The following is a 21,463-nucleotide window of genomic DNA, read 5'->3' on the forward strand; positions in this document are numbered from 1 at the left end:
ATAGCCCCCACGAGCGAGTGCTGTCAGTGCTCGCAGGTAGATTCGATCGAGGCCGTCGCGTCGACCGCACTACGACGGGAGCGGCCCCTACCGACGACTGCAGGAGTGATTCGCGTGGATCGTGTCGCGCTGCGCGGCCTCAAGGCTCGCGGGCACCATGGCGTCTTCCCCAAGGAGCGCGAGGAGGGCCAGACCTTCATCGTGGACCTGGTGCTCGGACTGGACACCCGGGCGGCGGCCGCCGACGACGACCTGGCGAAGACCGTGCACTACGGCATCGTGGCGGAGGAGGTCGTGGCCGTCGTCGAGGGCGAGCCGGTCGACCTCGTCGAGACGCTCGCCGAGCGCATCGCCCGGACCTGCCTGAAGCACGAAGCGGTCCTGGAGGTCGAGGTCTGCGTCCACAAGCCGGACGCCCCGATCACCGTGCCCTTCGACGATGTGACCGTCACCATCACCCGGAGCCGCGTATGAACCAGACTCAGTTCGACCCGACCGTCCAGCCGGTGCCGGCCTCCGTGGTGGAACAGGTGGACGCCGCCGACACCACGCTCTCCAACCCCAAGCGCGCCGTGCTCTCCCTCGGCGCGAACCTGGGCAACCGACTGGAGACCCTCCAGGGCGCCATCGACGCCCTGGAGGACACGCCCGGCGTCCGCGTCAAAGCCGTGTCGCCGGTCTACGAGACGGAGCCCTGGGGCGTCGACCCCGGCAGCCAGCCCTCGTACTTCAACGCCGTGGTGGTCCTGCGGACGACGCTGCCGCCCGCCTCGCTCCTGGAGCGCGCCCACGCGGTCGAGGAAGCGTTCCACCGCGTACGGGACGAGCGCTGGGGCCCGCGCACCCTCGACGTCGACATCGTCGCCTACGCCGATGTCGTCTCCGACGACCCGACGCTGACGCTGCCCCATCCGCGGGCCCACGAGCGGGCCTTCGTCCTGGCGCCCTGGCACGACGTGGAGCCGGAGGCCCAGCTGCCCGGCCGCGGCGCCGTCGGCCAGCTGCTCGCCGCCGTTCCCCGCGACGGAGTGGCGCCGCGCGCCGACCTGGAACTCAGGCTGCCCGAGTAGTCGTTAAGGTCTAGCGGGCAAGATGGGCCGGCGGCAGACACATGAGGGGCGACCAACGGGGATGAAGCAACTGCGCATCAGGACTCTGGCCGGCCTGTTCCTGGCCGCCGGGGTGCTGTCCTGGGCCGGGGCCCGCCTGTGGGACTCGGTCGGCACCCTGCCGCGGGTCCCACCGGCCGCGCCCATCGTGCTGGCGGTGATCGCCGCCGTGCTGCTCGCGACGGCCCTGTCGATCCGCTCCCGGCTGCGCGCCCAGCGCGAGCGCCGGCCCGATGCCAAGGGCGTCGACCCGATGGTGGCCGCGAGGTCGCTGGTGTTCGGGCAGGCCAGCGCGCTGGTCGCCGCGCTGGTCGCGGGCATGTACGGCGGGACCGGCGCGTTCCTGCTCGAATTCCTGGATGTTCCGGCCCGACGTGACCAGGCGATCTACGCCGGGTTCTCGGTCCTCGCCGGCATCGCGGTGATAGCGGCGGCGCTTTTCCTGGAGCGGGTCTGCAAGCTCCCGGAGGACGACGACACGGAAGGCACGGCCGCGACTGCGTAGGACGCCGAGTCGTCCGTCGATCGGGGCGCGGGGCCCGGGGCAGACCCCCGTGCCCCGTCCTCCAGCGCCCAGCGCCCAGCGATCGTGTCGCCCAGCGCCTAACGCCAAGCGCCCAGCGATCGGCGCCCAGCGGACCCCGGAGAGCGCCGGAAGGCGTCAGCGCCCGATGATCAGACTCATCGCCTCGGCCCGGGTGGCCGGATCCCGCAGCTGACCCCGCACCGCCGACGTGATGGTCTTGGCCCCGTGCTTGCGCACACCGCGCATCGTCATGCACATGTGCTCGCACTCCACGACCACGATGACGCCGCGCGGCTCCAGAATCCTCATCAGCGAGTCCGCGACCTGCGTCGTCAGACGCTCCTGGACCTGCGGACGGCGCGCGTAGACGTCGACGAGGCGGGCCAGCTTCGACAGGCCGGTGATCTTGCCGTCGGAGGACGGGATGTAGCCGACGTGCGCGACGCCCACGAACGGCACCAGGTGGTGCTCACAGCTCGACTGCACCTCGATGTCCTTCACGAGGACCATCTCGTCGTGGCCGAGATCGAACGTCGTCGTCAGGACATCCTCGGGGTTCTGCCACAGCCCCGCGAATATCTCCTTGTACGCACGCGCGACCCGCGCCGGGGTCTCCCGCAGACCCTCGCGGTCCGGGTCCTCACCGACCGCGATGAGCAGCTCCCGCACGGCGTTCTCGGCCCGCTTCTCATCGAACTCGCCGATCGAGCCCTCACCGTCCAGCGTCACCGGGTCGGTCATCTGGTGCCTCTTCCTCGTGTGCATCGGCGCGGCACAGCAGAAAGCCGCGTCCCCCACACCGTAAAGCGTGGGGGACGCGGCATGCATTCCGGGTGCTGAGTCAGCTCTCGGGGCGCTCTTCCTTCACCGTGTCCACCGGGGTGGTGGTCTCGATGGCGGGCGCCGACCCGTTCGCACCGTTCGTCAGTGACAGCTCCTTGGGGGAGAGCACCGGCGGGCGGGTCGAGGGAGTGCGGCGGGAGGAGCCGGTCCACGCGGGGCGGGCCGGACGCTTCACGATCGGGGCGAAGATCTCAGCGATCTGCGCCTTGTTCAGCGTCTCCTTCTCGAGCAGCGCGAGGACCAGGTTGTCGAGAACGTCGCGGTTCTCGACGAGGATCTCCCAGGCCTCGTTGTGCGCGGTCTCGATGAGCTTCTTGACCTCTTCGTCGACGAGCGCGGCGACCTCTTCCGAGTAGTCGCGCTGGTGACCCATCTCGCGGCCCAGGAACGGCTCGGTGTTGTCACCGCCGAACTTGATCGCGCCGAGCCGCTCGGTCATGCCGTACTGCGTGACCATCGCGCGGGCCGTACTGGTGGCCTTCTCGATGTCGTTGGCGGCGCCGGTCGTCGGGTCGTGGAAGACGAGCTCCTCGGCCGCGCGGCCGCCCAGCATGTAGGCGAGCTGGTCGAGCATCTCGTTGCGGGTCGTCGAGTACTTGTCCTCGTCCGGCAGCACCATCGTGTAGCCGAGGGCACGGCCTCTGGAGAGGATCGTGATCTTGTGGACCGGGTCGGAGTTCGGCGAAGCCGCGGCGACCAGGGCGTGTCCGCCCTCGTGGTACGCGGTGATCTTCTTCTCCTTGTCCGACATGATCCGGGTCCGCTTCTGCGGGCCCGCGACCACGCGGTCGATCGCCTCGTCGAGCATCGAGTTGTCGATCAGCTTCAGGTCCGAGCGGGCCGTCAGCAGAGCGGCCTCGTTCAGCACGTTCGCCAGATCGGCGCCCGTGAAGCCCGGGGTGCGGCGCGCGACGGCCGACAGGTCGACGTCGGGCGCGACCGGCTTGCCCTTCTGGTGAACCTTGAGGATCTCCAGACGGCCCTGCATGTCCGGGCGGTCGACCGCGATCTGCCGGTCGAAGCGGCCGGGACGCAGCAGCGCCGGGTCGAGGATGTCGGGCCGGTTCGTGGCGGCGATCAGGATGACGCCGCCCTTCACGTCGAAGCCGTCCATCTCGACGAGCAGCTGGTTCAGCGTCTGCTCGCGCTCGTCGTGGCCACCGCCGAGGCCGGCGCCGCGATGGCGGCCGACCGCGTCGATCTCGTCGACGAAGACGATCGCCGGAGCGTTCGCCTTGGCCTGCTCGAAGAGGTCACGGACACGGGAGGCACCGACACCGACGAACATCTCGACGAAGTCGGAACCGGAGATCGAGTAGAACGGGACCCCGGCCTCACCGGCGACGGCGCGCGCGAGCAGCGTCTTGCCGGTACCGGGCGGGCCGTAGAGCAGCACGCCCTTGGGGATCTTCGCGCCGACGGCCTGGAACTTGGCCGGCTCCTGCAGGAACTCCTTGATCTCATGGAGCTCCTCGACGGCCTCGTCCGAGCCCGCCACGTCGGAGAACGTCGTCTTCGGGGTGTCCTTGGTGATGAGCTTGGCCTTGGACTTCCCGAACTGCATGACTCGGGAGCCGCCGCCCTGCATCTGATTCATCAGGAACAGGAAGACGACCACGATGAGGACGAAGGGAAGCAGCGTCAGCAGGATGCCCACGAAGGGGTTCTGCTTCGACGGGGAAACGGTGTACCCGTCGGGGATCTGCTTCTCCTGGAACTTGGCCTGCAGATCCTTGGCCACCTCGACGCCCTGGTCGCCGATGTAACTGGCCTGGATCTTGCTCGAGCCGTCGACCTTCTGGCCGTCCTTCAGCTCGGCCTTGATGGTGTTGTCATCACCGGTCGTCAGCTTGGCCGACTGCACCTTGTTGTCGTTGATGGCCTGAATGACCTGGCCGGTGTCCACCGTCTTGTAGCCGCCGGACGAACCGACGACCTGCATCAACACGACCACGGCAAGGACGGCCAGCACGATCCACATGACCGGCCCACGGAAGTATCGCTTCACGTCCATCCATACGGAGCGATGACGCCCCGTCCCTCCTGCCATAGTGAGTTTGATAAGGCTGTTTGAAGCTGTTTGAAGAACTGTTCTTCGGACGGTACCCCAGCATTGTCACCCGACGCCGCAGGGGACGACCGACAAACGGCCCTTCGCATGCTCCAACGGCGGGGAGCCCCTCAGGGTTCCCGGCCGTCCGGCGCGTGCTCAGCCGCCGTACACGTGCGGCGCGAGCGTGCCGACGAACGGCAGGTTCCGGTACTTCTCCGCGTAGTCCAGGCCGTACCCGACCACGAACTCGTTCGGGATGTCGAAGCCGACCCACTGCACGTCGATGTCGACCTTGGCCGCCTCCGGCTTGCGCAGCAGCGTGCACACCTCGAGGGAGGCGGGCTCGCGCGAACCGAGGTTCGTGAGCAGCCAGGAGAGCGTCAGCCCGGAGTCGATGATGTCCTCGACGATCAGGACGTGCTTGCCCTTGATGTCGGTGTCGAGGTCCTTGAGGATCCGCACGACGCCGGACGACTGGGTGCCCGCGCCGTACGAGGACACCGCCATCCAGTCCATCGTGACGGGGGTGGCCAGGGCGCGCGCCAGGTCCGCCATGACCATGACGGCGCCCTTGAGCACTCCGACGATCAGCAGGTCCTTGCCCGCGTACTCCGCGTCGATCTTCGCGGCCAGCTCAGCCAGCTTCGCGTCGATCTCTTCCTTGGTGATGAGCACCGACTGAAGGTCGGTGCCCATGTCTTTCGCGTCCACCCGCATCACTTTCGGTCGTCACACCGGCCACTCGGAGCCCACCGAGATCGTGGTCTCTGGTCAGCCTTGCCGGATGACCAGTCTGCCACCCTGCCGCTGGGCGACGACTTTGCCCGGGAGGTTGATCTCTCCCTGGCCCCGCCAGCCGGTGATCAGGCGGTCGACCTCTTCGATGTGGCGGGCGAAGAGCGCGCCGGCCGGGGCGCCTGCCTCGATGGCGGCCCTGCGCAGGATGCGGCGGCGTACGGCGGGCGGGAGCGCGTAGAGCTTGGCGCATTCCAGCAGCCCGGCCGCGTCCCGTACGGAGTCGGCGGCCTGCTGCGCCCAGGCGTCCAGGGCGTCGGCGTCGTCCCGGGAGAGCTGGGCCGTACGGGCGAGAGCCTCGACGACGCCCTTGCCGAGCGCTTTCTCCAGGGCGGGCAGCCCTTCGTGGCGGAGCCTGGAGCGGGTGTAGGCCGGATCGGTGTTGTGCGGGTCGTCCCAGACGGGCAGGTGCTGCACCAGGCAGGCCTTGCGGGCGGTCTGCCGGTCGAGCTGGAGGAAGGGGCGGCGGTACCGGCCGAGGGCCCCGGGCCTGCCGGAGACGGGCGCCATTCCGGACAGGGAGCGGATGCCGGAGCCGCGGGCGAGGCCGAGCAGGACGGTTTCGGCCTGGTCGTCGCGGGTGTGGCCGAGCAGGACACCGGCGGCGCCGTGGCGGTCCGCGGCGGCGTCGAGGGCGGCGTAGCGGGCGTCGCGGGCGGCGGCTTCGGGGCCTCCGGCGCGGCCGACCCGGACGGCGACGGACTCGACGGGGCTCAGTCCGAGGGCGGTCAGGCGCAGGAGAACGTCCGCGGCACGGGTGTCGGAGCCGGGCTGCAGACCGTGGTCGACGGTGATGCCACCGGCGCGGATGCCGAGTTTGGGTGCTTCGAAGGCGAGGGCCGAGGCGAGCGCCATGGAGTCGGCGCCGCCCGAGCAGGCGACCAGCACGAGGGGCTGCTCACCGGTGGGGGTCTTGGACTGTGCGCTGAGGATGTCGTGGAGGACGCGGCGGACCGCCAGGCGTATCGCCGCGACCGCAGGATGGGGACCCATGTCCGGTTCCCTTCATTCCGTTGTCTAGGGGGGTGGGCGCCAGAAAGAGAGATGGCTTGGTCGCTCAACGGTGATCCGGTGCAGATGGTCACGCAGAGTGTGTCGATGGTGACAGAGCCGAGCCATTCCCTGAGCATCGCACGCCCACCCACGGGCCACGGTCCCTCGGATGGGTGATCCTGAGCATTTTCGTGCGTGGACTACGGAGCGTCGTGAGCGCCGTCCGCCTTGTTGTGCACCCGCGCGACCCAGTCCGCCGGTTTGGCGATCTCCGCCTTGGTCGGGAGGGTGTTGGGCGAGGTCCAGATCCGGTTGAAGCCGTCCATGCCGACCTCGTCGACGACGGCGCGGACGAACCGCTCGCCGTCGCGGTACTGGCGCAGCTTGGCGTCGAGGCCGAGGAGCTTGCGCAGCGCCAGGTCGAGCCGGGAGGCGCCCTTCTGCCTGCGCTGCTGGAACTTCTCGCGGATCTCGCCGACCGTCGGCACGACGGCGGGGCCGACGCCGTCCATCACGTAGTCCGCGTGCCCTTCGAGGAGGGACATGACGGCGGTGAGGCGGGCCAGGATCTCGCGCTGGGCCGGGGACTGGACAAGCTCGACGAGGGAGCGTCCGCCGTCGGCGCCCTCGTGCTCCTCGCCTTCGGGGCGGCCGCCGGCGAGTGACTGGGCGGCCTCCCTGAGGCGCTCCAGGAAGGTCGAGGGGTCGACCTCGGTCTCGGCGAGGAACGTCTGGATTTCGCCCTCCAGATGGGCGCGCAGCCAGGGCACGGCCGTGAACTGGGTGCGGTGTGTCTCCTCGTGGAGGCAGACCCAGAGCCTGAAGTCGTGGGGGTCGACGTCCAGCTCCCGCTCCACGTGCACGATGTTCGGCGCCACGAGGAGGAGCCGGCCGCCGCCGTTCGGCCCGGCCGGGAGGTCGCGGGAGGCGGGGGCGAAGGTCTCGTACTGGCCGAGGACACGGGAGGAGAGGAACGACAGGAGCATGCCGAGTTCGACGCCGGTGACCTTGCCGCCGACCGCGCCGAGCACGGCGCTGCTGGGGCCGGACCTGCGTTCCTGCATCTTGTCGAGGAGGGGCTTGAGGATCTCCCGGAAGCCCTCGACGTTGGCTTTCACCCAGCCCGCCCGGTCCACGACGAGGACCGGGGTGTCGTGCGCGTCCTCCGTCGCCATGCGCGTGTACGCGCGCACGTGCTCCTCGGACGCCTTCGCGTGCCGGCGCAGTTCCGCGACGATGGCGCGTGCCTCGTCGCGGCTGACCTCTGGGCCGGGTCGTACGAGTCGGGTCGCGGTGGCCACCGCGAGGTTCCAGTCCACCATCCCTGCTGAAGCAGCACCGCCGAGGCTCGTCATGCGTCAACGGTACGTGACCCCTTCCGTACACGGAGGAGGTTGAGCCCGCGGGGCGGCCTGGTTCGGCTCAGCGGCAGCCGCAGTTGGCGACGGAGGAGGCGAGTCGGTCGAGGGTGGCCTGGGCCGACTGGGGGCCGGGGGCGCCCTGGGTCATGAACGCGAAGACGAGGAGTCGTCCGTCGGCGTCGACGACCGTGCCGGCGAGGGTGTTGACGCCGGTCAGGGTGCCGGTCTTGGCGCGGACGAGACCGGTGCCCGAGGCGTCGGCCTCGTCCGCGTACCGGCTGCTGAGGGTGCCGGTGAAGCCGGCGACGGGCAGGCCCGTGAGGACGGAGCGCAGTGCGGGGCGGTCGGGCTCGGCGGCTTTGGCGAGCAGGCCGGTGAGCAGGTCCGCGGAGATCTTGTCGGTGCGGTCGAGGCCGCTGCCGTCGGCGAACCGGGTGCCGGAGAGGGGGAGGCGGAGTTTCGCCAGCTGCTCGTGGACGGCTTTGCCCGCGCCGTCGAAGTCGTGGCTCTCGCCGGCGGCGACGGCGGTCTGCCGGGCGAGGGCCTCGGCGATGTCGTTGTCGCTGTGCGTCAGCATGCGTTCGACCAGGGCGGAGAGGGGCGGCGACTCGACCTTCGCGAGGTCCTCGGCCCGGTCGGACGCCTTGTCCTGGCCCGGGTCGCCGCCCGTGGTGCTGATGCCGCGGTCGTGCAGGAGGCCGGCGAAGGTCCGGGCCGCCGACGCCGCCGGGTCGGCCGCGCGCTGGGCCGGGCCGCTGGTGGAGTCGTCGGTGCGGGCCTCGTCGGCCATCAGAGCGGTGACCTGGGCGAGGTTCTCGTTGGGGCCGATGGGGTGAGTGGGGGGCCCGGAGTACAGCGAGGTGTCGTAGGCGAGGGTGACCTCGGTGGTGCCGCTCTTCTTGAGGGAGGCGGCCGTCTTGTCGGCGAGGGTGCGCAGGCTCGCGGCGCCGTAAGGATTCTTCTGACGGGCCGTCAGCGTGGGGTCCCCGCCGCCGACCAGGTAGAGCTTCCCCGGGGCCTTGCCGGAGCCCTCCCCCGGGCCCTTCTCCAGGACCGTACGGGTCGCGATGCGGTGGTCGGGGCCCGCCGCCGTCAGGGCCGCGACGGCCGTCGCCAGCTTGATCGTGGAGGCGGGGGTGAGCGCCTCCCCCGCGGCCTTCCCGTAGAGCAGCTCCCCCGTGACGGCGTCGACGACCGCGGCCGTGCGGCGCGTCCCCAGCGAGGGGTCCTTCAGGAGCGGGTCCAGTACGTCGGCCAGGGCGCGCCGCGTCGGGCCGGGCACCGACGCGCCGGGGGCGGCCAGGACCGCGGGGGCGCTGGGCGCGGCGGACGGCGTTCCGGGGCGGGTCCCCGGCGCACCGCCGTGATCTACGCCACCCCCGGCCTCTTGGGAGGCCGCCCGGACCGCCTCGGCCTTACGCTGACCGGAACCGTCCCAGGGACCGGTCGTGGCCACCACGACGGCCGCGAGGGCAAGGCCCACCGCCGTCGCACCCACCGTGACGTGCTTGGTCCTCGCCTTCACGACCGACGTGGCAGCGGTCTTCGCCGCGCTCGACAAGAGCTGCGAAGCCTTCAGCTCCGGCACCGAGGACCAGCCCCTTTCGCGATCACACACCTGCGTGAGGGACACTTAACCACTGCCCCTCACCGCGCGATCACTTCCGGGCTGCGCACCGGCTCCCGAGTCGGCCGGGGGTCCGGGGGTCATCCCCCGGGAGATGCAGTACCACCAGTCGTAATGTGTTGATCATGGAGGAGCCACCGGTGGAGTTCGACGTCACGATCGAGATTCCGAAGGGATCGCGGAACAAGTACGAGGTCGACCACGAGTCCGGTCGGATCCGTCTGGACCGTCGTCTGTTCACCTCGACCGCCTACCCGACGGACTACGGCTTCGTCGAGAACACCCTCGGCGAGGACGGCGACCCGCTGGACGCCCTGGTCATCCTGGACGAGCCGACCTTCCCGGGCTGCCTCATCAAGTGCCGCGCCATCGGCATGTTCCGGATGACGGACGAGGCCGGCGGCGACGACAAGCTGCTGTGCGTCCCGGCGACGGACCCGCGCATGGAGCACCTGCGCGACATCCACCACGTCTCCGAGTTCGACCGCCTGGAGATCCAGCACTTCTTCGAGGTCTACAAGGACCTGGAGCCCGGCAAGTCCGTCGAGGGCGCCGACTGGGTGGGGCGCACCGAGGCCGAGGCCGAGATCGAGCGTTCCTACAAGCGCGCTCAGGACCAGGGCGGTCACTGACCGGATCGTTCACGAACGGGCCGCACGACCCTCGCCGGGGCGTGCGGCCCGTTCGTGTATTCATGCGCATACTGAGGCGTACGGGAGGCAGACGCATACGTACATGGACGTACGCGCATAGGCGTACGTGAATGGGCGAAGAGCAAGGAACCACAGAGGTGCCACACAGGTGACGGAGCGGGAGTCCGAGGCCCCGGAGGACCGCAAGCCGCAGTCCGACGAGGCCCGCAGTCAGTTCACGCAGCCCATCGGGGTGGTCGCGGCGGCTCCGGTGGCCGACGAGGAGTCGTCGACCACCTCGGAGTTCGCGCTCCCCCAGGGGCTGAGCGTGCAGACGCCCGAGGCGGCCGATGCGGAGGGGTCCGCGTTCACCCCGCCGCGGACCTACAGCACGCGGCAGTCGCCGGTCGCGTTCACCCCGGCGCACGGCATCCCCATGGTCAAGCTGACCAAGGAGGCGCCCTGGCAGGACCGGATGCGCACGATGCTGCGGATGCCGGTCGCCGAGCGGCCCGCGCCCGAACCGGCGCAGAAGCAGGACGACGCGGGGCCCGCCGTGCCGCGCGTGCTCGACCTGACGCTGCGTATCGGGGAGCTGCTGCTCGCCGGTGGCGAGGGCGCGGAGGACGTGGAGGCGGCGATGTTCGCCGTGTGCCGCTCCTACGGGCTCGACCGGTGCGAGCCGACCGTGACCTTCACCCTGCTGTCGATCACCTTCCAGCCGTCGCTGGTGGACGACCCGGTGACCGCGTCGCGCACCGTGCGCCGCCGCGGCACCGACTACAACCGGCTCGCGGCGGTGTTCCGGCTCGTCGACGACATCAGCGACGAGGACGACGAGGTCGACGTCACGCTGGAGGAGGCGTACCGGCGCCTCGCGGAGATCCGCCGCAACCGGCACCCCTACCCCGGCTGGGCGCTCACCGGGGCGAACGGGCTGCTCGCCGGTTCCGCCTCGATCCTCGTCGGCGGTGATCCGCTGGTGTTCGTCGCCGCGGCGCTCGGCGCGATGCTGGGCGACCGGCTGGCGTGGCTGTGCGCGGGGCGCGGGTTCCCGGAGTTCTACCAGTTCACGGTGGCCGCGATGCCGCCCGCCGGGATCGGGCTGCTGCTCACGCTCGCGAACGTGGACGTGAAGGCGTCGGCGGTGATCACCGGTGGGCTGTTCGCGCTGCTGCCGGGGCGGGCGCTCGTGGCGGGCGTGCAGGACGGGCTGACCGGCTTCTACATCACGGCCTCCGCGCGGCTCCTGGAGGTCATGTACTTCTTCGTCGGCATCGTCATCGGCGTGCTGATCATGCTGTACGTCGGGGTGCAGCTGCACGCGCGGCTCAACCCCGAGGCGGCGCTGACGCCGGTCGCGCGGCCGTACTGGCAGATCGCCGCGTCGATGGCGCTCTCCCTCGCCTTCGCCGTGCTGCTCCAGCAGGAGCGCTCGACCGTGCTCGCGGTGACGCTGAACGGGGGCGTGGCCTGGGTCGTCTACGGCGCGATGCACGACGCGGGCGGGATCTCGCCGGTCGCCTCCACCGCGGCGGCGGCCGGGCTCGTCGGCCTCTTCGGCCAGCTGTTCTCCCGGTACCGGTTCGCGTCGGCGCTGCCCTACGTCACGGCCGCGATCGGGCCGCTGCTCCCTGGTTCCGCGACGTACTTCGGGCTGCTCGCGATCGCCCACAACGACGTGAACCAGGGGCTCGTCTATCTGTCCAAGGCGGCCGCGCTGGCCATGGCCATCGCGATCGGGGTCAACCTGGGTGGCGAGATCTCCCGGCTGTTCATCCGCTCGCCGGGGGCGGCGAACCGCCGGGCGGCGAAGCGGACCCGGGGTTTCTAGGGCGCTGCCCCTCCATGGGGAGCGCCCCGGGGTCTACCGCTTGGCGTGACGGCCGCGCTGGGCCGGGGTCTGGGCCGGGTCCGCGGCGGTGCCCGGCTGCGAGCGGGCCGCCTTCTTCGACTTGCCGCGCGCCCGCAGGAACTCGATGGCGATCGGGACCACCGAGACCAGGACGATCAGGATCAGGATCGCCTCGATGTTCTTGTGGACGAACGCGATGTTGCCCAGCCAGGAGCCGAGCAGCGTCACGCCCGCGCCCCACAGGACGCCGCCGATCACGTTGAACGTGATGAACGAGCGGTACTTCATGCCGGAGACGCCCGCGATGATCGGCGTGAACGTGCGGACGATCGGCACGAAGCGGGCCAGGACCAGCGACTTGGGGCCGTACTTCTCGAAGAACTCGTGCGCCTTCTGCACGTTCTCCTGCTTGAAGAGCTTGGAGTCCGGGCGGCGGAAGAGCGACGGGCCGACCTTCTTGCCGAAGAGATAGCCCGCCTGGTCGCCGAGGACCGCGGCGAGGCAGATCAGCGCGACCGCACCCCAGAGCGGGAAGTCCATGGTGCCGGCGGTGATCAGCAGCCCTGTGGTGAACAGCAGCGAGTCGCCCGGCAGGAAGAAGCCGATCAGCAGGCCCGACTCGGCGAACACGATCAGGAGCAGACCCCAGATGCCGAACGTGTTCAGCAGGTAGTCCGGGTCCAGCCAGCTGGGTCCGAGAGCAAGCGTCGTCACGGGTCCGGGCTCCTGAGGGGCTTGGGGAACAACAGAACAGGGTCAGGCAAGGCAATGGCGATGCAAAGTTATCAACGCCGATCGTCCCTGCCAGGTTCCAGTGGCCCTCTCAGGATGCACTGTGCGGCAACTGTGCCAAACCTGTCGGTATGTACTTCAGGCCGTGTGCCGGACCGCGTTCGCGTGGATCGCGTCGCACAGGTGCTGGGCGACGCCCTCGCCCATGGAGTCGTAGAACGCCTTGAAGCGCTCATCGGCCACATACATGTCGCCGAGACAGATGTGCATCGCGTACGGGCACTCGTAGAACCACGTCGAGATGTGGACGCGGTGCTCCTCGGCCAGGTCCATGGCGGCCGTGCCCGTCGCGTCCTCGCCGGCCGCGACCAGGGCCGCGTACCGCGCGCTCCAGTCGTCGACCTCGGCCTGCAACCGCTGCCAGTCGGCCTTGGTGTAGGCCGCGGCCCGCCGCTGCGACTCGGCGTACTCCTCCGTGCCGCCCCAGCGCCGCTCGGCCTCCTCGGCGTACTGCCCGGGGTCCTTCTCCCCGAAGACCTCGAACCGTTCCTCGGGGGTGAGCTGAATACCCATCTTCTGTGCCTCCATGGCGTGTTCGACGGCCTCGGCCATCTTCTGGAGTCTCTCGATACGGGCGACGAGCACCTCGTGCTGACGTCGCAGGTGGGCGCGCGGGTCCGTCGTCGGGTCGTCGAGCAGGGCCTGCACCTCGTCCAGCGGGAAGCCGAGCTCCCGGTAGAAGAGGATCTGCTGGAGCCGGTCCAGGTCGGCCTCGCTGTAGCGGCGGTGGCCCGCGTGGTTGCGCTCGCCCGGGACGAGCAGGCCGATCTCGTCGTAGTGGTGCAGGGTGCGCACCGTGACGCCGGAGAACCCGGCCACCTGTCCCACCGGGTAGCTCATGCGCCGCGCCCCTCTCGTCCGTTTCCGGCTCCCGTCGTCGTACGTGCTTCAGCTTGGCTCCTCACGCCACGTGAGGTGCAAGCCCGTGCGGCCCGTGCAGCCCGCGCCTCGGCGTTCCGCCCCGTCGCCCGCACGATCCTCCGGGTGTTTTGCTCCTTATGTCCGCTTAGGGTGGCGCCGTGAGCAACGAAGCCGTCGAAGCGCCGCCCCCGGCCGCCCAGCCCACCGTCTCCGCTCGCACCCTGCTGCCACTGGTCCTGCCCGCCCTCGCGGTCGGCGTCGGATGCAGTCTGCTGTTCCTCGCGGTGAGCGGGATCGCCGAGAAACTCCAGGACGCGCTCTGGACGGATCTGCCCGACGCGCTCGGGGTCGGCGGGTACGGCGCGCTGTGGACGATCGTGCTGCTCACGGCCACCGGCGTCCTGGTCGGACTCGTGGTGTGGAAGGCCCCCGGGCACGCCGGGCCCGACCCGGCCACGCTCGGCCTGGGCGGCGAGGAACCGCTGCCGCCGTACGTGCTGCCCGGACTGGTCGTCGCGACGGCCCTGATGCTCGCGGGCGGACCCAGCCTCGGCCCGGAGAACCCGATCATCGCCACCAATGTCGCGCTGGCGTTCTGGCTCGGCAGGAAGGTGCTGCCGAAGGCGCCGGGCGCGCTGTGGGTGGCGCTCGCCTCGGCCGCGACGCTGGGCGCCCTGTTCGGCACCCCGGTCGCCGCGGCCCTCGTCGTCTCCGAGGCGCTGGCCGGCAAGCCCATGCCGATCAGGGGGTCGCTGTGGGACAACCTCTTCGCGCCGCTGCTCGCCGCCGCCGCGGGCGCGCTGACGACGACGCTGGTCGCCTCGCCCTCCTTCGACCTGGGGCTGCCGCCCTTCGGCCGGCCCGGCTGGAGCGATCTGCTGGCCGCGATCGTGGTGTCCTGCGCGGCCGCCGTGCTCGGCATGGCCGCCGTCCACGCGTTCCCCTACGTCCACGGCGGCTTCGCGCGGCTTCGGCACCCGATGCTGATGCTGCCGCTCGGCGGGCTCGTGCTCGGCCTGCTGGGTGCGCTCGGTGGACATCTCACCCTCTTCAAGGGGCTGCACGAGGTGGGCGAGCTGGCCGCCGACCCGGACGGCTGGTCGGCGGGCGAGTTCGCCGGGATGACCGTGGTGAAGCTGGCGGCGCTGCTGGTCGCCGCGTCGTGCGGGTTCCGCGGCGGCCGGATCTTCCCCGCCGTGTTCATCGGCGCCGCGTTCGGGATGTGCGCGCACGCGCTCGTACCGGGTGTGCACGTGTCGGTCGGCGTCGCGGCGGGCGTCCTCGGCACGCTGCTCGCCATCACCCGGCAGGGCTGGGTCAGCCTCTTCACCGCCGCCGTGCTCGTCGCCTCGCCCGCGATCCTCGCCCTGCTGTGCATCGCGTCATTGCCCGCCTGGCTCCTGGTGACGGGGCGGCCGCAGATGCAACTGTCGCAGGACGGAACACCGTTGCGCTGAACACACCGCCGGCCCGAAAGCCCGTACCCAGCAGAGGAGTTACCGTCATGTCGCCGCTGCATCAGAGCCCGTCCGACAAGGCCGGCGAGCGCCACCTCGCCGTCAACCCCTTCTACGGGGAGGCCGATCCGACGGCCGGCATGGTGGACGCCCCGCCCAAGCACCGGCTGCCGGACAAGCCGCTCGCGCCCATGACCGCGTACCAGCTCGTCCACGACGAACTGATGCTGGACGGGAACTCGCGTCTCAACCTCGCCACCTTCGTCACCACCTGGATGGAGCCGCAGGCCGACGTGCTGATGGCGGAGTGCCGCGACAAGAACATGATCGACAAGGACGAGTACCCGCGCACCGCCGAGCTGGAGAAGCGCTGCGTGGCGATGCTCGCCGACCTGTGGAACGCGCCGGACCCGTCGGCCGCCGTGGGCTGTTCGACGACCGGGTCCAGCGAGGCGTGCATGCTGGCCGGCATGGCGCTCAAGCGGCGCTGGGCGCGGCGCAACGCGGACCGCTACCCCTCGCGCGAGGCCCGGCCCAACCTCGTCATGGGCGTGAACGTGCAGGTCTGCTGGGAGAAGTTCTGCAATTTCTGGGAGGTGGAGGCCCGTCAGGTGCCCATGGAGGGCGACCGCTTCCACCTCGACCCGGCGGCCGCGGCGGAGCTGTGCGACGAGAACACGATCGGCGTCGTCGGCATCCTCGGCTCCACCTTCGACGGTTCCTACGAGCCGGTCGCCGAGCTGTGCGCGGCGCTCGACGCCCTCCAGGAGCGCACCGGGCTCGACATCCCGGTGCACGTGGACGGGGCGTCGGGTGCGATGGTGGCGCCGTTCCTCGACCCGGAGCTGGTCTGGGACTTCCGGCTGCCGCGCGTCGCGTCGATCAACACCTCCGGGCACAAGTACGGCCTCGTCTACCCGGGCGTCGGCTGGGCCCTGTGGCGCGACGCGGACGCGCTCCCCGAGGAACTCGTGTTCCGCGTCAACTACTTGGGCGGCGACATGCCGACCTTCGCCCTCAACTTCTCCCGGCCCGGCGCGCAGGTGGTCGCCCAGTACTACACGTTCCTGCGCCTGGGCCGCGAGGGCTACCGGGCGGTCCAGCAGGCGGCCCGCGACGTCGCCCGGGGCCTGGCCGAACGCATCGAGGCGCTCGGCGACTTCCGGCTCGTCACGCGCGGCGACGAACTGCCGGTCTTCGCGTTCACGACGGCGCCGGACGTGACGGCGTTCGACGTGTTCGACGTGTCGCGGCGGCTGCGGGAACGCGGCTGGCTGGTCCCGGCGTACACGTTCCCCGCGCACCGGGAGGACCTGGCGGTGCTGCGGGTGGTGTGCCGCAACGGGTTCTCGGCGGACCTGGCGCAGCTCCTGGTCGAGGACCTGGCCGCGCTCCTCCCGGAGCTGCGGCGCCAGCCGCACCCCCTCACCCACGACAAGCAGGCGGCCACCGGGTTCCATCACTAGCGGGGGCCGCTCACCGGGCGTACGGGTTCTCCTGGCCGTCCGCGAGCACCCCGACGAACGGTTCGCCCTCGCCGGCGAAGGTGTGGGCCCCGCTCTCGATACGGCTGATGAGATCGCGGGTCCACTCCGCGCCGGAGTCGGCCGAGTGCACCCAGAAGTTCATGATCTCGGCGATGTGGCCGAGCTGTCCTGGCCCGCCTTCGGGGGTGTAGTAGCCGGTGACGGAGGCGCGCCACTCCTCGATGCGGCGGACCCGTTCCGCAAGGAGCGCGACGACCTCCTCGCGCTCCAGGTCCACCATGAAGCCGAGCGCGGCCGTCAGGACGTCGGGACGCTGGTCGTACGAGGTCAAAGAGGTGCGGAGCAGGGTGAGGTACTCCTCGGTGCCCTGCTCCGTGATCTCGTACTCGGTGCGCGGTGGCCCGCCGGCCGTCGACGGGGCCGTCTCGTGCGCGAGCAGCAGTCCTTGCTTCGCCAACTGCTTGAGGGCGTGGTAGATCGAGCCGGGCTTGGCGTTCGACCACTCGTGGGCGCCCCAGTACTCCAGGTCGCCGCGCACCTGGTAGCCGTGTGCGCGGCCGTGCCCGCGCACGGCGCCGAGGACCAGGAGGCGGATCGCTGACATGCGGGCCAGCGTATGACCTCAGCCCTGCGCGAGTGCCACCAGCTCGAACGCCGTCTTCCCGTCCAGCGACTCGCGGATGATGTCGGCGTGGCCCGCGTGCCGGGCCGTCTCGCGGATCAGGTGCAGTCCGAGCCAGCGCACCGAGACCGCGGGGCAGCCGAAGAACCACGGATCGGGCGGCAGCGGGAACGTGTCGTCGAGGCTGGGCGCCGCGAGGAAGAACTCCTCGGTGCGGCGGGCGACGTCGTCGTAGTAGTCCAGGATCTCCTTGACCGACTCGGTGCCGACGAGCCGGAAGCTGTCGCCCCAGGTGTCGGCGGTGCGCTCGGTGTCGGGGGCGACCTGCCGGGCCCGCGCGATCCAGCCCTGCTCGACCTCGGCCACGTGCTTGAGGAGCCCGGCGAGGGACAGCTCGCTCGCGCTCGGCCTGGACGACGCCTGCTCGTCGGTGAGGCCGAGCAGCGCTCGGCGGACGCCGCCCCGCTGTTCGGCGATGAAGGCGAGCAGGGCTCCGCGCTCGTCACCGCGGGCTTCGGGGTTCACGTGCATGACCATGGCTGTCGCCTCTCGTCGCGCCGGCTTGTGCCGACATCCAGAAAGGTATGCGCCATGTAGGTCAGATCGTGACCGCTTTAGGGTGGCATGGCGGGCCTTCGCCAGGGCACAGGCCCTCTGGCCTGTAACCGCGGGAACACCGCGCGTGCACGTGCATCTGCCCATGCATCGGCATATGAACGCGGCTATGCTCCTGGACAGTTGGGACAGTTGATCCCCGCCTTCACACCCCTCACAGGGTCATCCGCAGTCACAGCACCACCGGGGAGCGAACCGTGCATCACGCGTACAACGGCATGGCGGCCTCGGAGCTGCACGGAGTGGTCTGGCAGAAGAGCAGGCACAGCAACTCGCAGGGTTCCTGCGTGGAGTTCGCCCGACTGCCCAGCGGCAAGGTCGCCATGCGCAACTCGAACTTCCCCGACGGGCCCGCGCTCGTCTACACGCCCGCCGAGATCGAGGCCCTGCTGCTCGGTGTGAAGGACGGCGAGTTCGACCACCTGGTAGCCGGCGCCTGACCCGGAACACCTCGGGAGAAGACCCTCGACGCGCGTAGACGAGGGACCTGATCCGGCCTACTCGTCCGTACGCCAGGACCGGCCCGGCTTCACAACCTGAACAGGGCCCAGACCACCTTGCCGCTCAGCGCACCGGCCAGCGGATGCCAGCCCCAGCTGTCGCTGAACGACTCCACGAGGAACAGGCCGCGCCCGGACTCGGCCGCGAAGTCGCCCTCGGTGTCCCCGGCCACCGGGCTGTCGTTGCTGGGATCGCGCACCGCGCACACGACCCGTGACGCCCACCGCATCAGGTGCAGCCGCACCGGCGGGTCCTGGTCGTCAGGGAAGTCCGCGGGAAGCGCGTGCCGCAGCGCGTTGGTGACCAGCTCGGAGACGGCGAGACAGATGTCGTCGAAGCGCTCGGGGACGTCCCAGTCGTCGAGCGTCCTGCGGGTGAACTGCCGTGCGCTGCGCACTGCTTCATAGCGTGCGGGCAACGCGCACGAGGCGGAACTGGAGACGGCCGAGTGCTCGAGTGGAGGCAGGCTCTGCCGCAACGCCGCGAAAGGGTCGAGCACGGTCGATCCGTTCGTCCCCATGCGAGGCACTCCCCAGATTCGCAGTACGTAGCGAGCGGTGGTGACGGCCATCGTTCCGAATGCGTACATCGGATGCAAGGGCAGATGCACGTGCACGCGCCGGACTTGGACCTTCCCGTACCGCTTCTTGCTCATTTCTTCCTACGACTTCTTGCGCACTTCTTTCGTGATCTTTCCGTTTCTGTAACCGACCGAGTACGGGGTGGAGCGTTTTAATGGCAGACTTCGGCCCTTGAACCAATGGGGAGGCAGAGACGTGACCGCTGGGGACCCGGGCGGCTCGGTGGTGCGGCGCATTCTGTTGGGCTCGCAGTTGAGGCGCCTGAGGGAAGCGCGCGGCATCACCCGGGAGGCCGCCGGCTACTCGATCCGCGCCTCCGAATCCAAGATCAGCCGCTTGGAGTTGGGACGGGTGAGCTTCAAGGCCAGGGACGTCGAGGATCTGCTGACCCTGTACGGGGTGACCGACGAGACCGAGCGCGGCGCGTTGCTCTCCCTCGTGAAGGAGGCCAACGTCGCGGGCTGGTGGCACAGTTACTCCGATGTGCTGCCCGGCTGGTTCCAGACGTACATCGGCCTCGAAGGCGCCGCGTCGCTGATCCGCGGCTACGAAGCGCAGTTCGTGCACGGCCTGTTGCAGACCGAGGAGTACGCGCACGCGGTGATCGAGCGTGGCATGCGGGGCGCGTCCCGGGAGGACATCGACCGGCGGGTGGCGCTGCGTCTCGCCCGGCAGAAGGTACTGGTCGCCGAGCGCGCGCCGGACGTCCGACTCGTCCTGGACGAGGCCGCGTTGCGCCGGGTGCACGGCGGGGCCGAGGTGATGCGCGGCCAGCTGGAGCATCTGATCGAGGTGGCCGACCTGCCGCACGTGACGCTCCAGATCATGCCGTTCAGCCACGGCTGGCACGCCGGCGAGTCCGGCACCTTCACCCTGCTCACCTTCCCCGAGTCCGAGCTGTCGGACCTCGTCTTCCTGGAACAGCTCACCAGCGCCCTGTACCTGGACAAGCGCGAGGACGTCGCCCAGTACGAGAAGGCGATGGCGCGGTTGCAGGAGGAGTGCCCCTCACCGGCCGACAGCCTGGAGCTGCTGCGGCACATCGCGTCCGAATTCGACTGAGGCGCGCGGTAGTTGGTTGAAGTCCGACCACAACTGACTGTTTCCGACCGTACGATGACGTCACATCAGGTGTCCGGCGCAGCAGCAAGGGATTTCCCATGACGTCACAGTCGTCTCAGGACTACTTCACCGAACTGGACCGTCAGTACATCGACGGCTCCTGGCGCCCGGGGCGCGGGTCGTGGGACATCATCGACTTCAACCCGTACAACGGTGACAAGCTCGCCTCCATCACCGTCGCGTCGGTCGAGGAGGTCGACGAGGCGTACCGGGCGGCCGAGCGGGCGCAGAAGGAGTGGGCGCGGACCAACGCGTACACGCGCCGTCTCGTCTTCGAGCGGGCCCTGCGGCTGGTCGAGGAGCGCGAGGGCGAGATAGCCGAGGCGATCATCGACGAGCTCGGCGGCACCCGGGTCAAGGCCGGGTTCGAGCTGCACCTGGCCAAGGAGTTCCTGCGGGAGTCGATCCAGCTGGCGCTGCGTCCGCAGGGCCGGGTCATCCCCTCCCCCGTGGACGGCAAGGAGAACCGCGTCTACCGGGTGCCGGTCGGGGTGGTGGGGGTCATCTCGCCGTTCAACTTCCCGTTCCTGCTGTCGCTCAAGTCGGTCGCGCCCGCCCTGGCGCTCGGCAACGGCGTCGTGCTGAAGCCGCACCAGAACACGCCGATCGTCGGCGGCTCGCTGGTCGCGAAGATCTTCGAGGACGCTGGGCTGCCCGCCGGACTGCTGAACGTCGTCATCACGGACATCGCCGAGATCGGCGACGCGCTGCTGACGCACCCCGTGCCGAAGGTCATCTCCTTCACCGGCTCCGACAAGGTCGGCCAGCACGTCGCGACGGTCTGCGCCTCGCAGTTCAAGCAGGCGGTGCTGGAGCTCGGCGGCAACAGCGCGCTGACCGTGCTCGACGACGCCGACATCGACTACGCGGTGGACGCGGCGGTCTTCAGCCGGTACGTCCACCAGGGCCAGGTCTGCATGGCCGCGAACCGCATCCTCGTGGACCGCAAGGTCGAGAAGGAGTTCACGGAGAAGTTCGTCGCGAAGGTGGCGACGCTCAAGACGGGCGACCCGCGCGACCCGGAGACCGTGATCGGCCCGGTCATCAACTCCACGCAGGCGGACGCCCTTTCGGGCGTCGTCGAGCAGGCGATCGCCGAGGGCGCCACGGCGCTGCTGCGCGGTGGCGTGGACGGGAACCTCGTGGAGCCGGTGGTACTGACCGGGCTTCCGGCCGATTCACCGGTGCTGCGGCAGGAGATCTTCGGTCCCGTCGCGCTCCTCATCCCGTTCGACGGGGACGAGGAGGCGGTACGGATCGCGAACGACACCCCGTACGGGCTGAGCGGGGCCGTGCACACCGGTGACATCGAGCGGGGCGTGGCCTTCGCGCACCGGATCGACACGGGCATGATCCACGTCAACGACGGCACCGTGCACGACGAGCCGCTCGTCGCCTTCGGCGGGGAGAAGCGCTCGGGCCTCGGCCGCCTCAACGGCGAGGCGACCGTGGAGTCCTTCACGACGCAGAAGTGGATCTCGGTTCAGCACGGTCGGAGCCGGTTCCCGTTCTAGGGCCTGTCAGACAGGCCCTAGCTGTATTGCCCTGTGAGGTTGGGGACGCGGCTGGCGGGTGGTTTGCCTGCGAGTGCGGTGTGTCCGCGGTGGTGATTGTAGGTGTGGAGCCACTGT

The 21,463-nt window shown here is 70.1% G+C and carries 20 protein-coding genes and 1 pseudogene; 10 read left to right on the forward strand and 11 right to left on the reverse strand.

Annotated elements, in window-relative coordinates:
- The first annotated feature begins 114 nt into the window (after positions 1-114).
- From folB to ACZ45E_RS35725, 3 genes are all read left to right on the forward strand, one after another.
- Positions 115-474, forward strand: a complete 360-nt coding sequence (gene folB, locus ACZ45E_RS35715) for a dihydroneopterin aldolase (protein ID WP_468229415.1) — start codon at positions 115-117, stop codon at positions 472-474.
- Positions 471-1,070 carry a 2-amino-4-hydroxy-6-hydroxymethyldihydropteridine diphosphokinase gene (gene folK / locus ACZ45E_RS35720; RefSeq protein WP_468229418.1) on the forward strand — a complete coding sequence of 200 codons (600 nt, stop codon included), beginning with the start codon at positions 471-473 and terminating at the stop codon, positions 1,068-1,070. Before folB ends, folK begins: the two co-directional genes overlap by 4 nt.
- Positions 1,071-1,131: 61 nt before the next feature.
- A complete protein-coding gene (locus ACZ45E_RS35725) occupies positions 1,132-1,614 on the forward strand; it encodes a DUF3180 domain-containing protein (protein ID WP_468229421.1) in 483 nt (160 codons plus the stop codon).
- 156 nt (positions 1,615-1,770) lie between these two features.
- Here the strand turns inward: ACZ45E_RS35725 and folE are convergent, their stop codons facing one another.
- From folE to dacB, 6 genes are all read right to left on the reverse strand, one after another.
- A complete protein-coding gene (folE, locus tag ACZ45E_RS35730) occupies positions 1,771-2,376 on the reverse strand; it encodes a GTP cyclohydrolase I FolE (protein ID WP_468229423.1) in 606 nt (201 codons plus the stop codon).
- A 100-nt stretch (positions 2,377-2,476) separates the two neighbouring features.
- Complete coding sequence (ftsH, locus tag ACZ45E_RS35735; RefSeq protein WP_468229425.1) at positions 2,477-4,492, reverse strand: ATP-dependent zinc metalloprotease FtsH; 2,016 nt, start codon at positions 4,490-4,492, stop codon at positions 2,477-2,479.
- 195 nt (positions 4,493-4,687) lie between these two features.
- Positions 4,688-5,248: a hypoxanthine phosphoribosyltransferase gene (hpt, locus tag ACZ45E_RS35740; protein ID WP_468229428.1), complete on the reverse strand. Its 561-nt coding sequence runs from the start codon at positions 5,246-5,248 to the stop codon at positions 4,688-4,690.
- A 54-nt stretch (positions 5,249-5,302) separates the two neighbouring features.
- Positions 5,303-6,319: a tRNA lysidine(34) synthetase TilS gene (gene tilS / locus ACZ45E_RS35745; protein ID WP_468229431.1), complete on the reverse strand. Its 1,017-nt coding sequence runs from the start codon at positions 6,317-6,319 to the stop codon at positions 5,303-5,305.
- Between the two features lie 200 nt (positions 6,320-6,519).
- Positions 6,520-7,674 carry a zinc-dependent metalloprotease gene (locus ACZ45E_RS35750; protein WP_468229434.1) on the reverse strand — a complete coding sequence of 385 codons (1,155 nt, stop codon included), beginning with the start codon at positions 7,672-7,674 and terminating at the stop codon, positions 6,520-6,522.
- A gap of 67 nt (positions 7,675-7,741) precedes the next feature.
- Positions 7,742-9,268: a D-alanyl-D-alanine carboxypeptidase/D-alanyl-D-alanine endopeptidase gene (gene dacB / locus ACZ45E_RS35755; RefSeq protein ID WP_468229437.1), complete on the reverse strand. Its 1,527-nt coding sequence runs from the start codon at positions 9,266-9,268 to the stop codon at positions 7,742-7,744.
- 179 nt (positions 9,269-9,447) lie between these two features.
- Here dacB and ACZ45E_RS35760 point away from each other — a divergent pair, with 179 nt between their 5' ends.
- Positions 9,448-9,939: an inorganic diphosphatase gene (locus ACZ45E_RS35760; protein ID WP_164303342.1), complete on the forward strand. Its 492-nt coding sequence runs from the start codon at positions 9,448-9,450 to the stop codon at positions 9,937-9,939.
- 169 nt (positions 9,940-10,108) lie between these two features.
- Positions 10,109-11,773, forward strand: coding sequence for a threonine/serine exporter family protein (locus ACZ45E_RS35765; RefSeq protein ID WP_468229440.1), 1,665 nt, complete (start codon positions 10,109-10,111; stop codon positions 11,771-11,773).
- Between the two features lie 57 nt (positions 11,774-11,830).
- Here the strand turns inward: ACZ45E_RS35765 and ACZ45E_RS35770 are convergent.
- Both ACZ45E_RS35770 and ACZ45E_RS35775 read right to left on the reverse strand, forming a co-directional pair.
- Positions 11,831-12,508, reverse strand: a pseudogene (locus ACZ45E_RS35770) (DedA family protein); the annotation flags it as partial.
- A gap of 156 nt (positions 12,509-12,664) precedes the next feature.
- Positions 12,665-13,426 carry a MerR family transcriptional regulator gene (locus ACZ45E_RS35775; RefSeq protein WP_468229442.1) on the reverse strand — a complete coding sequence of 254 codons (762 nt, stop codon included), beginning with the start codon at positions 13,424-13,426 and terminating at the stop codon, positions 12,665-12,667.
- A gap of 179 nt (positions 13,427-13,605) precedes the next feature.
- On the opposite strand from ACZ45E_RS35775, the gene ACZ45E_RS35780 reads away from it, so the two are divergent.
- Together ACZ45E_RS35780 and ACZ45E_RS35785 are read left to right on the forward strand one after the other, a co-directional pair.
- Entirely contained in the window at positions 13,606-14,904 is a 1,299-nt protein-coding gene (locus ACZ45E_RS35780; RefSeq protein WP_468229445.1) for an ion channel protein, read from the forward strand.
- Positions 14,905-14,951: 47 nt separating this feature from the next.
- The gene (locus tag ACZ45E_RS35785; protein WP_468229448.1) at positions 14,952-16,370 is read left to right on the forward strand and encodes a glutamate decarboxylase; all 1,419 of its coding nucleotides are present in this window, start codon (positions 14,952-14,954) and stop codon (positions 16,368-16,370) included.
- Positions 16,371-16,380: 10 nt separating this feature from the next.
- Here the strand turns inward: ACZ45E_RS35785 and ACZ45E_RS35790 are convergent, their stop codons facing one another.
- Both ACZ45E_RS35790 and ACZ45E_RS35795 read right to left on the reverse strand, forming a co-directional pair.
- A complete protein-coding gene (locus tag ACZ45E_RS35790) occupies positions 16,381-16,995 on the reverse strand; it encodes a PadR family transcriptional regulator (RefSeq protein WP_468229451.1) in 615 nt (204 codons plus the stop codon).
- Positions 16,996-17,013: 18 nt separating this feature from the next.
- Entirely contained in the window at positions 17,014-17,550 is a 537-nt protein-coding gene (locus tag ACZ45E_RS35795; RefSeq protein WP_468229453.1) for a DinB family protein, read from the reverse strand.
- Positions 17,551-17,825: 275 nt separating this feature from the next.
- Here ACZ45E_RS35795 and ACZ45E_RS35800 point away from each other — a divergent pair, with 275 nt between their 5' ends.
- Entirely contained in the window at positions 17,826-18,068 is a 243-nt protein-coding gene (locus ACZ45E_RS35800) for a DUF397 domain-containing protein (RefSeq protein ID WP_468229456.1), read from the forward strand.
- An 89-nt stretch (positions 18,069-18,157) separates the two neighbouring features.
- Here the strand turns inward: ACZ45E_RS35800 and ACZ45E_RS35805 are convergent, their stop codons facing one another.
- Positions 18,158-18,649 (reverse strand): ATP-binding protein, encoded by a 492-nt coding sequence (locus ACZ45E_RS35805; RefSeq protein ID WP_468229459.1) that lies wholly within the window; start codon positions 18,647-18,649, stop codon positions 18,158-18,160.
- A 256-nt stretch (positions 18,650-18,905) separates the two neighbouring features.
- On the opposite strand from ACZ45E_RS35805, the gene ACZ45E_RS35810 reads away from it, so the two are divergent.
- Both ACZ45E_RS35810 and ACZ45E_RS35815 read left to right on the forward strand, forming a co-directional pair.
- On the forward strand, positions 18,906-19,772 hold the full coding sequence (locus tag ACZ45E_RS35810) for a helix-turn-helix domain-containing protein (protein ID WP_468229461.1): 867 nt from the start codon (positions 18,906-18,908) through the stop codon (positions 19,770-19,772).
- A 98-nt stretch (positions 19,773-19,870) separates the two neighbouring features.
- Complete coding sequence (locus ACZ45E_RS35815; RefSeq protein ID WP_468229464.1) at positions 19,871-21,346, forward strand: aldehyde dehydrogenase family protein; 1,476 nt, start codon at positions 19,871-19,873, stop codon at positions 21,344-21,346.
- Positions 21,347-21,463: the final 117 nt, after the last annotated feature.

Source organism: Streptomyces sp. NPDC030991, assembly GCF_055571235.1.

Coding starts and splice junctions, on each gene's coding strand:
- ACZ45E_RS35725 (WP_468229421.1), top strand. CDS start 1,132: ATGAAGCAACTGCGCATCAGGACTCTGGCCGGCCTGTTCCTGGCCGCC.
- ftsH (WP_468229425.1), bottom strand. CDS start 4,492: ATGGACGTGAAGCGATACTTCCGTGGGCCGGTCATGTGGATCGTGCTG.
- ACZ45E_RS35805 (WP_468229459.1), bottom strand. CDS start 18,649: ATGGGGACGAACGGATCGACCGTGCTCGACCCTTTCGCGGCGTTGCGG.
- ACZ45E_RS35750 (WP_468229434.1), bottom strand. CDS start 7,674: ATGACGAGCCTCGGCGGTGCTGCTTCAGCAGGGATGGTGGACTGGAAC.
- ACZ45E_RS35795 (WP_468229453.1), bottom strand. CDS start 17,550: ATGGTCATGCACGTGAACCCCGAAGCCCGCGGTGACGAGCGCGGAGCC.
- ACZ45E_RS35790 (WP_468229451.1), bottom strand. CDS start 16,995: ATGTCAGCGATCCGCCTCCTGGTCCTCGGCGCCGTGCGCGGGCACGGC.
- folK (WP_468229418.1), top strand. CDS start 471: ATGAACCAGACTCAGTTCGACCCGACCGTCCAGCCGGTGCCGGCCTCC.
- tilS (WP_468229431.1), bottom strand. CDS start 6,319: ATGGGTCCCCATCCTGCGGTCGCGGCGATACGCCTGGCGGTCCGCCGC.
- hpt (WP_468229428.1), bottom strand. CDS start 5,248: ATGCGGGTGGACGCGAAAGACATGGGCACCGACCTTCAGTCGGTGCTC.
- ACZ45E_RS35775 (WP_468229442.1), bottom strand. CDS start 13,426: ATGAGCTACCCGGTGGGACAGGTGGCCGGGTTCTCCGGCGTCACGGTG.
- folE (WP_468229423.1), bottom strand. CDS start 2,376: ATGACCGACCCGGTGACGCTGGACGGTGAGGGCTCGATCGGCGAGTTC.
- ACZ45E_RS35785 (WP_468229448.1), top strand. CDS start 14,952: ATGTCGCCGCTGCATCAGAGCCCGTCCGACAAGGCCGGCGAGCGCCAC.
- ACZ45E_RS35815 (WP_468229464.1), top strand. CDS start 19,871: ATGACGTCACAGTCGTCTCAGGACTACTTCACCGAACTGGACCGTCAG.